Annotated in this window: 4 protein-coding genes and 1 pseudogene; all 5 read left to right on the top strand. The window is 29.1% G+C overall.

Annotation, left to right across the window (positions count from 1 at the left end; all coding sequences use genetic code 4):
• Nucleotides 1-199 precede the first annotated feature (199 nt).
• The 5 genes and pseudogenes from milA to MAGA_RS04665 all read left to right on the top strand — a co-directional run bounded on the left by milA (nt 200) and on the right by MAGA_RS04665 (nt 17835).
• A complete protein-coding gene (gene milA / locus MAGA_RS03410) occupies nt 200-8209 on the top strand; it encodes a multifunctional lipase MilA (protein ID WP_013022232.1) in 8010 nt (2669 codons plus the stop codon).
• 401 nt (nt 8210-8610) lie between these two features.
• Nucleotides 8611-11001: pseudogene (locus MAGA_RS04945) on the top strand (MAG6090-like repeat-containing lipoprotein); the annotation flags it as partial.
• A 1545-nt stretch (nt 11002-12546) separates the two neighbouring features.
• Nucleotides 12547-13635, top strand: a complete 1089-nt coding sequence (locus MAGA_RS03400; RefSeq protein WP_013022230.1) for a M42 family metallopeptidase — start codon at nt 12547-12549, stop codon at nt 13633-13635.
• 28 nt (nt 13636-13663) lie between these two features.
• The gene (locus MAGA_RS03395; RefSeq protein ID WP_004024010.1) at nt 13664-13909 is read left to right on the top strand and encodes a YneF family protein; all 246 of its coding nucleotides are present in this window, start codon (nt 13664-13666) and stop codon (nt 13907-13909) included.
• A gap of 245 nt (nt 13910-14154) precedes the next feature.
• Nucleotides 14155-17835 (top strand): MAG6090-like repeat-containing lipoprotein, encoded by a 3681-nt coding sequence (locus MAGA_RS04665; RefSeq protein WP_013022229.1) that lies wholly within the window; start codon nt 14155-14157, stop codon nt 17833-17835.
• The last annotated feature ends 222 nt before the right edge of the window (nt 17836-18057 follow it).

The following is an 18057-nucleotide window of genomic DNA, read 5'->3' as shown; positions in this document are numbered from 1 at the left end:
AGCCTTTAATGCAAATATGATTGAATTTACTGACGATTCTGATAATTAAGACCAAAAACAAAGCCGAATCAAGCGTTCGGCTTTTCTTTTTTGCCTATATTATAGGCCTATACGTCAAGTTCTATAACTTTATAAAAGTTATACATTATTGCTTTTTTCTTTATAATTTAATGAACTTACAATCCAAGGAGAAATAATAATGAAATTAAAACTAAAACCAATTATTATTACTAGTGTTGTTACCTTCTCTGCTACAGTAGCTTTAGCTGTAGGACTTTCATACATTCCTTTTGGCGATAAAAAAATAGAAGCTTCAGGTAGCAAGAATTTTCAAAACGAAGTACACGGCGCTCCTGGATTACCAACAGTTGATTCAAGTATTACATCATTAGATATTAATTCACATGCTAATAACTTAGATCAGAGAAAAGCAAGTTCACATGTTATAAAAGAAAATGAAAAAGTTAAATATGTAGCTTTAGGAGATTCAATATCTGCTGGTTTTGATTCTCACTTAGATAAAGATTACCCTGGTAATTACGATAAAGAGAAAAACGAAATTACAGGTATATCATTCCCTACATATTTAGCTTCTTTTATTCAAAGATCGAATAGAGAAAATAATAAATTAGAATCATATACTAACTATGCTTCATCAGGTACAACCTTAGAAGACTGGAAGTTTTTACTTACTGTAGATGATAAATCATTGAAAGAGTTACAGACAAAGAATCCAACAAAATTAGCCTACTATAAGGTTAAGTTCGGTGACAATTTAATCGAGAAAGCTAAAAAAGTGAAAGACGAGCTACAAAAAGCTAATCTAGTTACTATTACTTTAGCTGCTAATGACTTTATGGAATTAGTTTCTGAGAAGTTGAAAGATCCTAAATTCCTAGAGAATATTCAAAAGATTAAAGCCAATCCAACTAATGCAATAGCTAATGTTAGTGCTGCATTTCAAGACACATTCAATTCAATGAAAAAGAGAATTGATGAGTTTTCAGTTGAGCTTAAAAAATATGTAAAAACTGAAAACGTCAATTTTATAGGCTATCCATTACCACTTCCTCACCTTTTTGTTTTATTAGATGGCTATTTATTTAAAAACAATAATTCATCATTAATTGTTAGCCAAATGGCTATCAATTTGTTAAACACAAATATCCAGTCTCAAGTTACTAAAAATAATTTTAATTTCATAAACTCATATGATTTTGATTTCTGGACTAAAGATTCAAATATCAATAGATTATCTCCTACATTATTTGACATTCACCCTGGCAGCTTTGGCTATAAAAAAATGGCGCAAGATGTGTTCATTAAGCTTATTGTTTCTGAAAGAAACAGTGATAAATTAAAAGAGCAAGGAATTAACTGAGAAAATAAATATATTTATTCAGATGCTAATTCATTCTCTAAGCAATTAGAGTTTGATAAACCATTTGATACTGTCAAAAAAGTTCTTACTAGTGATATTGACAGATATCTTTTCAATGAAAATGAAGATGATATTTACAAAAAGTTTAGTGACAAAAGAAAAAGTGGCTGAGAGTGATACAAAAAGAGAGTTTTAAATAGCTCATTAGTTAAAAATATTTTACATGGTGCTATAGATCAATTAATTAAGTTCCCAACAGTTAAAGACGCTGACCCCAGTAGCAAATTAGCAAACTTTTTTACAAAAAACAATAATGAAAATTTAAATAAATTAAAAGAATGGATAGATAAGACTGAATTTATACCCAATTTTTTACTAAAATCTGAGCTAGAGTTTCAAAAAACATATTGAAATAAGGACAAAAATCCGAACCATGAAAGAGCTAAACTTTTTGATTTAGTCAACATTTTCAAAAAGAATTTATTAAATGAATCTAGTTTAATTTCATTAGTTGCAGCCTTCTTTAATTCAGATTTAATTCAAAAAGATAAGGATGAATTAAAAAGCATAATTGAAGATTTTGCACAAAATATGATAGTACAAAATGTTGATGAAAAAATGCTCTCTGATGCTATAAACAAAGCAAATGAGGCAAATTCATCAAGCACAATTAAAACTGAAAGCTTAGCAAAATTAGTTAAGTCAGTTTTAAGTAGCGAGAGCGTTAAAAAGACAATTGGTGAATTATTTATCCATCTTGCTAATAACTCTAAAACTTATGAAAAAGCTAAATCAGTTGGCGAGCTATTACATTTAGCACTTCAAAATAGTGACATTCAAAAAATAATTAGTGATTTAGCATCAAACCTTTTTGATGAAATTTCAAAAGAAAACCAACTAAGCAAAGAATTTACAAACTTTGTTTTTGAAATTATTAAAGCAAATGGTGATATATTTAAAGATATTGAAGAATCTAAGCTCAAAGATCTTTTATCAAAAGGTATTAAAGGCTTAAAAGCTTTAGATAAAGAATTTAATATATCGAAAACATTCATAGACTCATTATTATCTCAATTAAAAGGTAGCAAAATTTCTGATTTTAGTTTTGCTAATGTTTTAGCACAAACATGAAGCAAATTAAGCAAGAATTTTGAAGGCAAAAAGCTTGATGAATCATTAATCAAAATTTTTAAAATTGTTGCTGATTTAGATTTAAAAAGCAACAAAGAGACATTAGAAAAAATACTTGCTAATTCGCTTAAATATTTCAATAAAAATAGTTACTTATCTAAATTAATAGCTGAAAAAGTTTATTCAGCAAGCGGTAATAGATTTAATGATGTATTTGCAAAAGACAAATTCATATCTCTATTTGACAAAATTTTAGGTAGCTCTGAATTTTCTAAAGCAGCAAATTCATTAGTTTCAGCACTTACTGATATTGATAAAAATGAATTGGATAAAGTTAAGACTTCATCAGAATTAATTAAGATGATTTTGACCAAAACATCTGTTTTACAGTCTAATTCAGAAGTTATCAACTTAGTTAAAAAGATTCTTTCATTTGACGAAACTAAAGAGTTAGTTTCTAATTTAATTGTCAAGTTTGCTCCTGAGTTAAAAGATGTCATTAACTCTGAAAATGCCAATTTATTTATATCTAAATTATTGGCAAATAATGATTTCCAATGACTTTTAGAAGACTTTTTAGTTAGGGGAATTTTTGGAAGTCAAAGTGATTTATCAAACTTTAGCTTTGAAAACGCAATTAAGTCTTGACTTTCTGATTCAAACAATAATTCAGCTATTATTCAAAAGATTTCGTCACTAGTTAAATCACTTGTTAAAGATGAGAATTCATTAAGATTTATTAGCGATATATTGTATTCACAAATATCTAAACTTTCAGGAATGACAAATGATATTTCTAAAGATGAATTTGCTAAATTATTTAGTAGTATTTCTGACTCGTTAATTGACCAAAAAGACATTGAAACAGCTTCAAATGATATTTTGAAAAAACTATTTGATGATGTTTCTAAGGATGGATTTAAATTTGACTTGAGCAAATTCTTTGCAGGCATTTTTAAAGCTAATGAAAAGAATCTAAACTTTTCTAGTCCAGATAACTTCTTGTTCAAAATATTTAAGTCAGTTGCTAAATCAGATAAGGTTCAGGAAAACAAAAATACTACACAAAAATTACTTATTAATGCATTTAAATTCACAAAGCAATCTCCTGAATTAAGAGCAAAAATTTCTGGTTATATTTTCCAAAATACCAATAAAACAAGCGAATTAGTAAACAAAGAAGATATTCAAAAGTTAATAAATGCTATTTTTGATTCAAATGAATTTGAAGTTATATTTAGTGACTTAGCTCAAAGCATTGTAGGGCTTAATAAAACTGATTGAGAAGACATTATCTCATTTGAAGATTTAGTGCAAGATGTTTTTGTTAAGTTTGTTAATATCAAAAACACTAGCTTAGGTCAAAGAGCTAATGAACTTGTTAAATCACTGCTTAAAAAAGATGACATTAAGCGTTTAATTGCTAAGATTGCATCAGGATTATTAAAGAGTTATCCTACGATTACAAAAGATATTGACAGCAATAAACTAGAAGAACTATTTTATAGCCTTATTGGTAAATATAATGACTTGGATAAAATCTTTGAATTTGAAAACATTTATGAATCATTATTAGGTTATTTAGGATTACATATTGGCAATATTGACTTTGAAGAGTTATCAGACCAACTTAAAGATGAGTTAAACAGAATATTTGAAAACGGTTCAATTGAAAACACAATTTTAGATTTAGCAAAAGCTTTAGTAAAAGATAATTTTGTTAAAAATCATAAAGATACCCTAGCTAAGTTAGCTTCTAACATTTTTGACTTTGCGGAAAGCAAAAAATTGATTTCAATCACACTAGCAAATGAAATAATAAATGCAGTTGGCGCTACCGAATTTGATAAACTTATTTCAAGAGATGAATTATCATCACTAGTTCATAAACTACTACAAAACAGAGCATTTAGTAACTTATTCACAAGCTCAATTAATAATTTGGCTGATTCAGAAGTTAACACTATTCAAGGATTCACAACCTTAAAACAACTTATTAATTTATTAGCTAACAAAATAATAAATAGTAAGGACTTTGAACTTGTAAAACAACTTGCAAAATCATTAGTTGAAAGTAGCGAATTTACTAAACTAGTAAAAAATGCTTCAAAAAGCTTCTTTGAGTTTTCTGACAGTGACATAAAAACACTATTTAATTTATTAATTGATAGTCCTGAAATAACAGACCTTGCTAAAGACTTTTTAACTAAAGGAATTTTTGGCAATAGTGTTAAGCTTAAAGACCTTTCAAGTCTTGACTTAATAATTAAAAGTTGGTTGAAAGATAACAATACAAAGGATTTATCTGCAAAACTTGAAAAATTCTTTGCATCAGTGCTTCAAAAAGATGAAGTCGCTACCATTTTTGCTAGATCTTCATTTAATGCAGCCAAAAAATATGGAGAAGTATTTGAAAATATTACTTTAGAGGAATTTACACAGTTTATTAAAGATTTATTTAAAGTATTACCAGAGTTAGGCCAAAAATTAAAATTAAGAGAATACTTTGTTGAAGAGTTATTTGGTGAGCTAAAAAATAATGGCTCAAGAGCTAGTTTAAAGAAAGTTTTTGATAATTACATTGAAAAACTTAAGGCAAGCTTAACAAGTGAGCAATGAGATAAAAACTTGTTAGACTTAATTAAAGCAGTTAGCTCAAAATCGTTAACACAAAATAACAAAGCAATGCTTACTAAACTTATTGACAATACAATTAAGAAAGTATTTACAAATGAAAACTTTAGTAAGGATTTAGGAAACAAAATTTTTGAGTCTTCAGCAAATATTAAGACTTTTGCATCAAAGAGTGACTTTGTAAATCTAATTCAAAAATCATTTAAGAGTGAACATTTCCAAAAATTATTTAAATCACTAACTTATGAATTACTTTCAATAAGTGCTGATGATGTAAATAAAGCTACTTCAGTTAAATCATTGCTTGATAAAGCTGTTAAGTCTTTAGTTGGCAAGAAAGCAACAGAAGATTTAATTAAATTTGCTAAAGAATTTATTAATTTTGATGAAACAAGCAATATACTTAAAAACTTGCTTAATTCACTAGGGGGCGCAAAAGGCGCTGTTGATATAAGCATTGATAAGATTAAAGAACTTATAAACTATCTTGCTGATGATAAAGACTTGCAAGAATTATCACTTTCATTACTAACAAACGGCTTTTTCTCTGACAAGATGCGCATCACTGATTTTAACGACTATGATAAGTTAATTAAAACTTGGTTGGCTGATCAAAATGTTAGAAATAAAGTTGTAGAAAATGTAAAAAGCATAATTAAGAAGGCTTTTGCTAAAGATTCTATTAGATATACCTATGCAACATTAATTTATAAATTAATGAAAAATGAAACTGCATTAATAAAGGATATTAATGAAAAAGACTTAATAGCCTTAATTAGTGATTCACTTCAAAATTATGATAAGGTAAGCCATGTTTTAGAGCTTGATAAATGATTCTTTAGTGGCGTATTTGATGAAATAGCTAAAAATGGTACAAAGATTAATAGTAAAGCTATTGAAGAGCTTGCAACTAAGAATCTAAAAGATAAATTTAGTGCTCAAAATTGGGAAAAAACTGCAATTGATTTAATTAAATCACTTGCAACAACTGAAATAGTACTTAATCATGAAGATACAATTGGTCAGTTTGTAGCAAATATATTTGACTATGCTGCAGGGACAAAAGAAGCTGGATCAATGATATATGATCAGCTTGCTAAGTCTTTTGATTCTGACAAAATCAGCAAGTATATTTCTAAGGATGATTTTAACTCACTAGTTAAATCAATTTTTGTCAAGAATCATAAAGTTATTGCTTCAATAATGAGAAATGTTACTCTTACAATGAAGCAAGATGTTTATAAATATCATAATGCTAACACTATAGCTGATGTGCTTAAAATCTATCTAGATAGCAAAGACAAGATTTATCTAATTTCAAAAGATTTTTCAGTAATTTTAGAGAGCTTTTTAAAAGAAGAATCTGTCAAAAATCTTATTCAAAAACTACTCAGTACACAACTAAGTCATTATAAGATTGACGTAAATAGTGAGCAAAACAAAGCATTCTTCAAGGATTTACTAAGTGAACTACCTTCATTAATTAATGACTTGCACATTATTCCAAATGTGCTAAATGGTATCAGTAATGGATTAAATAAACATAAATCATTAACTGATTTATTCTCTGAAATATTAGGCCTAACAGCTAAATCATTAAACTTTGAAGACTTTAGTTTCATGAGAAGAATTCTTAATTCTTCAACTTTAGAAAAACATCACAAAGTTTTAGGTGAAAACTTAAAGAAAATTGCTGAAGGGGCTTCAAGTGATGATACTTTGGTAAACAAATTCATTGATGATTTTGGCCTTGCTAAATTATTATCATCAAAAGGCATTACTGAACAAGATGCTAAAGATTTCTTCAAGTCAATGCTTAAATCAGGCAACACAAAAGGCGCATTAGACTTATTTATAGGCAAATTATTTGATGATACAAGCAAATTAAAAGATGTTGATTCATGGCCAAAACTTATTTCAACATTATTTAAATCTGTTGAAGAAAGCCAAGCAAAAGAGCATATTAAAAAATGAATTATTGACATTGTTAATGCAAAAGATAGCAAGCTATTTAAAGTAATGGCAAAGATAACAATTGATTCATTAAATAGTGATGGTTATGAAATTCCTGCTGATAAAGAATTAGATAAATTAAGCAAATTCTTTGAATCAATTTCAAAGGCAGTTGTTGGCCAAAACACCAATGGAACAGGCTCAAACGGTCAAATTATTGAGATATTTAACGATGTTATTGATAGTGTGTTTACTGCTTTAAAAGAACTTAAAGACAATGATGATGTCTTTACTAAAATTGCTGAAGCAGCAAAAAATGGTGCGCTTAAATTTATAAGCAATGGCAATGTTATTTCAATTGCCAAGGTGTTTGATAACATACCTAAATTTGAAAAACTTTTAGAAAAAGTGGATGCTAAATCATATGCTGACTTTATTAACATTATGTTTAAATATGCACCAGCTGATGAAAATAAAGGCTTATTCAATGCTATATTTAACTCGGATAAGTCAAAAGGTAACTCATCATTAGGGGCTCGTGGCTTCTGAGGCGTTATTAGAGGCAAGGTTCAACAATTAATTTCAGCATTTGTTACACCATTAATGAAGAACTATGTTGATGAATTAGAAAAATCCGAAAAAGTCTATAAAACAGCACAAGAAGTAAAAGAAAATGTTGAAGGCTATCAAGCCCTTTGAAGAGTTTATGCATCTTTAGCTTCAATTTTATATTCAAACACACCTAGCGGATTATTTTGAAATGCAACAAATCTTACTTCTGAGGCATTTTTAAGAGAAGGATATAGAATGGCTTTCCAAAAAGCAATTCAGGATAAAGATTTAAAGAAATACAAAGACAATTACTCTGCAGTTGGACTAGTAGGTGAAAAGATGGTAAATCCTGAGTTTTGAACAGGTGTTTCAGGCTTGCGTCATAGCTCAACTAGCTACTGGCTAAAAGATTCATATTATGCTCGTGACTATGTGCTTATTTATATCTACTATAAAGATTCTAAAGACACAAAATACAACAGTCAAAAAACCAAAAAACAAGTTCTTATTGAAGATCTAAAAAGAGGTTTTATGCCAGTTGACCCACAACCTAAATAATTCATTATTAAAATTCAGTTTACAAAAACAAAATTTACTCAATAACAAATTATTTCTAGCAATGTAAAAGTATTTTACAAATCAGTACAAGAAGCAAAATATTTTAATTTCATTACATTAAAAAACTAAAAAGCTCCGCAAAGACAAGCGGAGCTTTTTAGATTGATATTTTTATAAATTTTTTAAAGAAAGGATAAATAATCAAAAAGGAAATCCAGCCTTTTAGATTAAATACATAAAAATTTTAGCATTTTAAGCAAATAATTAAAATAGTATGAAAACATTTACATATAAAAGTTAAAAAACGCGAATTTTTCGTCCCTAAACTTTAAAAGTTTAGGGGGGGGGGTAGAATTTAGGTAAGACTTATATTTCATTAGGGGAGAAAAATAATGCGAAAGAAATTATTACTAAGTAGTGGAATATTGGCTTTATCTTCACCATTATTATCATCTGCATGTTATGTTGCAAATGTTTGAGACAAACCTGCAGATAATCATAGTGATTGAAAAAATCCACCCAATCACAGCGGTTCAAATGCTACCAAACTTGTCATAATCAAAGATGATGATTTTGATGCCAAACATATAAATATGGCAGTTAATGAAATTTTAGAAGACAACTTAAAACTTAATTTAGCAAAGTTGAATGAATTAAAAGCTGCAAATGTAATAGCTAAAATTTTTGATGATACATATACTGACGCAATCAAAGAAATCGAAAGAAAAGCAAAAGCTGATGAGGCAAAAGAAAAAGATAAAGTTGACAAAGAAATCGAGTTAATTGATCATAAGATTTCTGCTTCTGATATAACAGGCGAATTATTTGCTTTATTGACTAAAGAAATTGACAAAGCAAGCATTGAAAAAGCAGAAAAAGCTAACTTGGATAAACAGCAAGAATGAGTGGACGCCTTGCTTAAGGAAATTAAAGACTTAAACGAGCAAGTAGCATCAGAAATGTATGCTTATTCTATTGCTAAAAAAGAAGAGTATGCATCAATATTAACTAAAAAGATATTTGAGGACTCAGATGCTGACAAGATTAAGGATGCTGAAAAAAGATATGCCAAAGAATTAGCAGATAAACTTAAAGTCTACAATAATCATAGGACTAAATCTTCAAATACCACAGCTGACTTATTTAGTGACGATTGACTTAGAGAAATTGAAAAAGCTAAAAGAGATAAAGAAATTAGCTCAAAAATCTATAACGATTCAGCTTCAGGTTTAGATATTAATATTCACTGAACTAAAGAAGATTTAGAGAGATGAGTCAAAAAGGCTCTAAAAGACAATTTAAAACTTAATTTGGATAAATTAAATGAATTAAAAGCTGCAAATGTAATAGCTAAGATTTTTGATGACACTTATACTGATGAAATTAAAGAAATAGAAAGAAAAGCAAAAGCTGAAGAAGCCAAAGAAGCAGTTAAGGTTGATGCTGAAATCGGATTAACTGAACATTTGATTTCATCTTCTGATATTACAGGTGAATTATTTGCTTTATTGACTAAAGAAATTGATAAAGCAAGCAATGAAAAAGCAGAAAAAGCTAACTTGGATAAACAGCAAGAATGAGTTGATGCCTTGCTTAAGGAAATTAAAGACTTAAACGAGAAAGTAGCATCAGAAATGAATGCTTATTCTATTGCTAAAAAAGAAGAGTATGCATCAAGAGTAACTGGTGAATTATTTAGCAATGATCATCTTAAGGACATTGAAAAAGCTAAAAGAGATAGAGAAATTAGCTCAAGAATCTATAACGATTCAGCTTCAGGCTTAGATATTAAAATTCACTGAACTAAAGAAGATTTAGAAAGATGAACTAACAAAATTCTAAGAGACAACTGAGACTTAAATAAAGTCACATTAGACAAAATTGAGTCTGCTAATATTACTGGCAAAATTTTTGATGACACTTATACAGATGCAATCAAAGAAATCGAAAGAAAAGCAAAAGCTGAAGAAGACAGAGAAGCAGCAAAAGCTGAAGCAGAAATTATGTCAATTGATCATAAAGTTGCAGCTTCTGATATAACAGGCGAATTATTTGCCTTATTGACTAAAGAAATTGACAAAGCAAGCATCGAAAAAGCAGAAAAAGCTAACTTGGATAAACAGCAAGAATGAGTTGATGCCTTGCTTAAGGAGATTAAAGACTTAAACGAACAAGTGACATCAGAAATGAATGCTTATTCTATTGCTAAAAAAGAAGAATATGCATCAAGAGTAACTGGTGAATTATTTAGCAATGATCATCTTATGGAAATTGAAAAAGCTAAAAGAGATAGAGAAATTAGCTCAAAAATCTATAATGATTCAGCTTCAGGCTTAGATATTAAAATTCACTGAACTAAAGAAGATTTAGAGAGATGAACTAACAAAGTTTTAAGAGACAACTGGGACTTAAATAAAGGCACATTAGACAAAATTGAGTCCGCTAATATTACTGGCAAAATTTTTGATGACACTTATACAGATGCAATCAAAGAAGCGTTAGAAAGAAAAGCAAGAGCTGAAGAAGCCAGAGAAGCAGCTAAAGCTGAAGCTGAAATTAAATTAATTGATCATAAGGTTTCTGCTTCGGATATTACAGGCGAGTTATTTAGCGACGAACATCAAAAATGGGTTGAAAAAGTCAAAAATAATATTAAGGCTAGAATATACAGAGACTCAAAATCAGGTCTTGATATAGACTTACATCCTACAGATGCTCAAATTGAATCTGAAAATAAACGTTTAGATGATGAGGCTAAAAAGATTATTGCAAATAATAGAAGAGTTAACAAAGAATTTGTTAAGAGTTGACTAAATGACTATAAAAACCGAATTTTTAGAGATAGTCCAAGTGGCCTTGACATAAACTGATATTCAAGCGATAAAATGCCTAATAGCAGTGCTATTAGTGAAATCTCTATAGATGATATCAATAAAGAATTTCTTAAGAATTTTGCCCTAGAAGGACTTTTATCTTCACAAGAAGGCATAAGTGAAGAAGATGCAAAAGAAGCATTATCAAATATTTTTGATTCTGAAAATAAAGATGAAGTTATAAGCTCATTTGTTAATAGTTTCTTTAAAAATGATGACAAGTTCAAAAACATTAAATCATACTCAAAACTGCTTTCTGAATTAATATCAAAAACAGATGATCAAAAAGTTAGATCTCATATTAAGCTATGATTAGTAAAAAATGCTTATGATGAGAAAACCAAACTATTTGACGAGATGGCTAAAGTTCTTATTGCTAAGTTCAATAAAAATAACTACAGGATTCCAGATGATAAGATGCCAAGAATTAGCTGGTTCCTTAAGTCAATAACTAGATATATTGTTTCAAGCACAAATCAAAATGATCAAGAAACCGGACAGTTACCTCAAATTTTTAATGACATTACTGATGGCATTATAAATATGTTGAAATCATTAAATGATGATGATAATATTCTTGCAAAAACTGCTGAGGGAGCTGAAAGTGGTGAGTCTAAATTCATAACTGAAAATGGATTTATATCATTTGCTAAGGTATTTAAAAATGTAGATATATTCAAGAAAATATTTGAGAATACAAGTCATAAAGCATATGCTGATTTTGTAAACATTATGTTTAAATATGCTGATGGTTTTGATGATAAAGGCCTATATCATGAAATATTTAACTCTGGTAAGAAAACAAAACTAGCTAAATCATTATGATTAGAAAAAGGTGGCCCTGGTCTTGTGCATCACGGTATTTTCAAAATTATGTCAGTGTTTATAAAACCATTAATCAAAAATTACGTTAATGAGTTATATGAATCTACTGAAATTTACACCGATCCTCAAGATGTAAAAACAAAGGTTGAAGGATACCAAGCTGTATGAAGAATGTATACTGCATTTGCAGCAATATTGTACTCAAATAGAATACCAATCATATACTGAGAATTAGATGATGGAACTTCCGAATCTTACTTAAGAAAAATGGTCGAAGAAGAGTTTGAAAGTGCAGCTAGAAAGAAAGAATTAAACAAATACGATGGCCACTATAATGCAATTGGATTAATAAATAATTATAGTGTTAACCCTAGATTCTGAGCAGGTGTATCTGATTATGAATTAAATTCAACAGATAATAGACAAGATAATTGAAAATATGCTCGTGACTATGTACTTAATTACATTTACTACCATGATAAGTATGATGAATCATACAATCCAAGCAAAACCAAGCGTATGGTATTAATAGAGGACTTGAAAAAAGGCTATATGCCAGTTATTCCTAAATGAACAAGATAACACAATTAAGCGTCTAAAAAACAAGACGCTTTTTGTTTTTAAATTTATAATTAATATATGAATAAAGGCGAATTTAAAAATAGATTAGTAAAGTATTTAGAAGCAGAAGGAGTTTCTAGATATGAATCTAATATTGCTAAAATGATGGAAGCAGAGATAAACAAAAACAACTGTTTTACAGTATCTTATGATAATTTTGGCTCTATTATTTTTCACAAAAAATCAAAGTATCCAAATGCACCGAAATTTATGGTTGCGGCGCATATGGATGAAGTTGGATTCTTAGTTAAAGGCATACATGAAAACGGGCAGATCAAGCTTAGCTCTGTTGGCGGTTTATGACCTAGTGTTGTTATAGGAACTAAGGCAGTTTTAATTAATTCTAATGGCAAAAGATTTAATGGCATTTTTGGCCACACATCAATTCATATTATGGAAGCCGAAAAAAGATCTAAAGCATTAACTATGGATGACTTATATGCTGATTTTGGATTTTTCTCAGAGCAAGAAGCCAAGGACAATGGAGTTGAAGTAGGCAATGTTGTCTTAATGACTGGTGAAACAGTTTATTTAGATAATCCTGATTTATTAGCTGGTAAAGCAATGGATAATCGTGCTGGTGTATGTGTTTTAGAATACATTGCTAAAGAATTAGAAAATGTGGATTTAGGAGTTGATTTATATCTAGTTGGCACTGTGCAAGAAGAAGTAGGAACTAGAGGGGCTAAAACTAGTGTTTCTTTAATTAATCCTGAATTTGCTATAGCCCTTGATACAACTAGCACTCATGATACAGTTGGCACAATTAAGGGCACAACTGTAATTGGCAAGGGTGCTGCTATAAGAGTAAAAGATGGCGGCATGATGGCTAATCCACAATTGGTTGAATTTATGTGTAAAATAGGCAGAGAAAACAATATTAAGCACTATAAATTTATCTCAATGGGCGGTGGCACTGATGCTGCTGAATTGCAATATGCTAAGGGCGGCGCAATTACTTTAACTATTTCGCTTCCTCAAAGATATTTACACTCACCAATAGGCCTAATATCAATTAATGACTTAATTGATTCAGCTAACTTAATAGCACAGACCATAAAATCTATTAATGCTGATGTTTATGCTACAATATTTAAATATAAATAAAATTACAAGTATAGGAGATTTTCATTAAATGGTTTCAACAGGCGCGTGAGTTGGTATAGTTATTGGAGTAGCGCTTTTCCTTGGCATAGTTGGCGGTTTTATTGGCTTTTTTGTAGCAAGAAAGATTTTTGAAAAGCAAATTCGTGAAAATCCCCCAATTACCAGAAATATGATAAAAGCAATGTTTGCACAGATGGGAAGAAAAGCATCTGAGTCACAAATAAATGCTGTCATGCGTTCAATGACTAATGCCAAGAATGCAGAAAAGAAATAATAATTAACATTTTAAGCAGGATAATACCTGCTTTTTTTAATTGTTGCTTGCTTTAATATTGATTGTTTTTAAGATTTATATTGTTGCAGTAGCTTAATTATGGTTTTCATTGATTAAACAAATAAAAAATCACAAATTTCAAAAATGATGTGGAAAATTTGTGGAAAAAGAAACCAAAGCAAAAGCTTTGGGGGGGGGGGTATTAAAATATATATAAGTCTAAATATTTATATTAGGAGTTCACAGTGAAAAAGAAATGATTACTAAAAGGCGGTTTAATTGCATTATTTTCACCATTATTATCTTCAGCCTGTTTTGTGCAAAACAGTGATAAACCAACTGATCCTGCTAACAGAGTGCCTGTAGATGGAGGAACTCCATCTGGCGGGGGAAATAACGGTCAACCTGGCAACAGCACACAGCCTGGTAATGGCGACCAATCTGGCGGTGGAACTAGACCAGGAGATAACAGTCAAGCTAGATTTGTTCATTCATGAGATGAAATTTTTAATGATAGCCCAACTGGTGCTGATATTTTCTGACATCCAAGCAAAGATGAGTTAGAAAAAGAAGAAAAACGCTTAGATGATGAAGTTAAGAAAATATTAGATGAAAATAAGAAAATCAATGAAAAAATATTCAATGAATTTATTAAGAGTCGCATAGATTCAATTTTCAGAGACAGTCCAACTGGTATGGATATTACTTTACATCCAACTAAAGAAGAATTAGAAAAAGAAGAAAAACGCTTAGCTGATGAAGTTAAGAAAATATTAGATGAAAATAAAAAAATCAGTGAAAAAATATTCAATGAATTTGTTGCTAATGGATGATATGCTATTTTCAGAGACGATGCAACTGGTAGTGAAATAGGTAAAGTAAGTATTTATGATTATGAAACTATGAGTGACAAAGCCTTAAATAAATTAAAAGCTCATTTTATGAAAGTAAAAGAATTCTATGACAACATAGTTTCATCATCAGATAAAGCTAGTGAATCATTAAGAAAGCAATATGAAGCGTATATCAGCAATCTTAAAAATGAGTTAGAAACTAACAAAAAGGCAATTGAAAAGAAAATTGCTGAGAATAAATCTAAACTTAATTACTTAGAAAAAGAAAAAATAGTAAAAGCTAAAGCTGAATTAGCTGAAACTAAAGAATCTAAGAAAGATATCTTAGACTTGCTTGAAGGTGCTAAAGAAGAAAAAGCATACTATGAAAGTGAAGCTAAAATTGCAAATGAAGAAGTTGCAAAAATTAAAGTATTTGGCGACAAGATTGATGCTTTAGAAAAGCAAATCAAGGAATCAGAAGCAAAAATTGAGAAAATTTCTTCTGATGTTAAGAAAAAAGATGTATTCAGTCAATTGCTCAAGAGTTTTTATCAATCTTCATATGAACTTAAGAAACAAATTGAATATCTTGAAGACAGAATTAAAGACAAGAACAGCAATAATTTCTCAGAAGAGTTTTACTTTAATAATGATGTGAAATTTAACTATGAATTAATTTCTGAATGAAACAAAGCAATTGAGCGGGACAACGAAGAGCTCACTGAGTTACAAAATGAAATTAATATGTTCTTAAAAGATAACGCAAAAGCAATTGAAGAAATCAACAAATTAATTGATGAAGCAAATAAAGAAGGCCATAATAAAGACAATTTAGCTAGCGAATTAGAAAAATTAAATGAGCAAGTAAAAGCTTTGGCTAAGAGTTCTAAAGACTGAAGAACATATTTGAATTCTAAATCTAAAGAAGCTAAAAAGTATAACGATAATGTAGCCACATATGATAAAGATATAGAAAAATTAAATGCTCATATGGCAACAGGCGAAAAAGAAGAAGCTGCAGGGACACAAGTTGTAAAAGAAGCTGAAGAAGATTTAGCACAATTAAAAGCAGAAGAGAGACAACTTGAAGCCGAACTTGTTAAATTACTTGAGAAAGAAAAAATAATATCTGTTTTAGAAAAAAACAAAGATAAAAATAATGATAGCTTTGATAAAAATGTCTTTAAATATGAAATCCAAAGTGATAAAGTTGCTGATGAAATAGAAAAAATTGAGAAGGTACTCGAAAAACGCAAGCAAGAAAGAATCAAAAAAATTCTTACAGGCGTATCAGAAATCACTAAAGAATTATTCAGCGATGAGTTCCCTAACTTAGTTAAAGAAGCTGTTGAAAGATATAAAAAACATGGCGATAAACATGCATCTGAATCGGCAAAAATGACTGCTGAGTTATTCCAAGATCTCTATAAAAAAGCCGTAGAGGAAGTTAAAGCAAGAATCTACAGAGATTCAAAATCAGGTCTAGATATTAATGCTTATCTAACTAAAGAACAAATTGACAAAATTGTTAAAGATTATCTAGCTGAAAACTGGAGAAATAATAAAGCAAAATTCGATGAATATTTAGCAGCTAAAGAAACTGAAGAAATATTTGGAAATGGATATGCTAAAGCAATTGAAGAGGTTAAGGCAAGAATCTTTAGAGATTCTAAATCAGGATTAGATATTGACATTTACCTAACTGATGCTGAAATTAATAAAATAGTTAAGGAAATTTTAGAAGATAACTATTGAACTAATAAGGCAAAATTCGATGAAGCATTAGCTTCTAAAGAAACTGAAGAAATATTTGAAAATGGATATGCTAAAGCAATTGAAGAGGTTAAGGCAAAATATGAAAAAATGATTGCTAATTTAATGGCAGAAAAAAATAAACTCAATAAAGAGTGAAAAGAAACTGAAGCAGACCTTGCTAAAAAAGAAGCAGACTTAGAAATTGATAAAAATAAGCGTATTGCTGACATTAATTCAAATTACGAAAAGAATAAGCATATTTTAGAAGAATTAAAAAACAAGAATAATGATGAACTTAAAAAACTATTAGATGCAAACAGCAATAAGGATATTAAGAGTGAATTAAAAAGTGCTAAAGAATCATTAGTTGACTTAAATGATTTATGATGAGGCGCAAAAGTGTTAGCAGATGAATATAATCTTCAAAAAGCAGAGCTTGAAGAAATGATTAAAAAAGGCAATTTAGTAGGCAATGAAATAGAGAAAATTACAGAACTACTAGAAAAAGTTAAGACAGTTTCTGATATGAATGAAGAATCGATTAGGAAAGCAACTGCAGAAAGAAAAGATGAGTACGAAAGAATCTATGCTGAAGCTATAAAAGAAGAAAAAGATTTATTAAGTAAACTTGATGAAGAAGATAAATTGCTATTAAAGGTGATCCAAGAGCTTACTAGTTGAAAATGAGATTCTGATCAATGATACTATAGTAAGAGAGAGATGGATGGCTTTAATCATCAACATATTGCAAGATTAAAAGATGCAATGTGAAGTAATGATAAGGAAAGAAAAAGAATTAACAAATTATTGGCTGACAAAGTGTTAGAAAAAGAAAAGGATGAAAAACTTGATAAGTTAGAAGAAGAAATCAAGGCAGAAATAGAAAAAGCAAAAAATGAAAAGCAAATGCTTACAAAAACTTTAGAAAAGCTAAATGCAGAAAAAACTGAAATTGTAAAAGTAATCAGCGATCATAGCAGAATTTCGAAAATAAATGATCTTTCTGATCTATACAACAAAAACCAAAAAGAAATCAAGGCAATGATTGATAAAGTTTCTGAAACCGAAAAGGATCTATCAATAAAATTAAGTGAATTTGATTCTAAATTCAACAAATTACAAGCAGAAAAAGAAGAAATTAATAAATGATTAGCTGAATTAGAAGAAAATAATGAAGCAATAATTACTATGGAAGACGATGATTACAATAGTAAAGTTGACAATTTAGATAGTGAAGCTTACAAATTAGAAAAAGAAAAAGACATCAAAGAAGCTGAATTAGATACTAAAATAAACAAGTTTAACAAAATTATTAGTGAATTAAATAGGAAGTAGAACCTGTAAGCGTTTATTAAAATTAAGGCAAAATTCTAATTAACAAAATAATAAAAAGCAGAAAAAGAGCCATATCATTTCTGCTTTTTTACTTCATTTTTTGCTTATCAAATGTTTGTTTTCGACATAAAAAAAGAAAAATGAAAGCAATTAATTTGTTAATATATTTTAACAAATAATAAGATAAATGGAAATGTTTTCATAATATAAGTGGCTTATTTT

The sequence above is a fragment of the Mycoplasmopsis agalactiae genome (assembly GCF_000089865.1).
In the GTDB taxonomy this organism is placed as follows: Bacteria; Bacillota_I; Bacilli_A; order Mycoplasmatales; family Metamycoplasmataceae; genus Mycoplasmopsis; species Mycoplasmopsis agalactiae_B.
The sequence above is the reverse complement of the archived record's forward strand: the minus strand, read 5'-3'. Positions and strand labels throughout refer to the sequence as shown.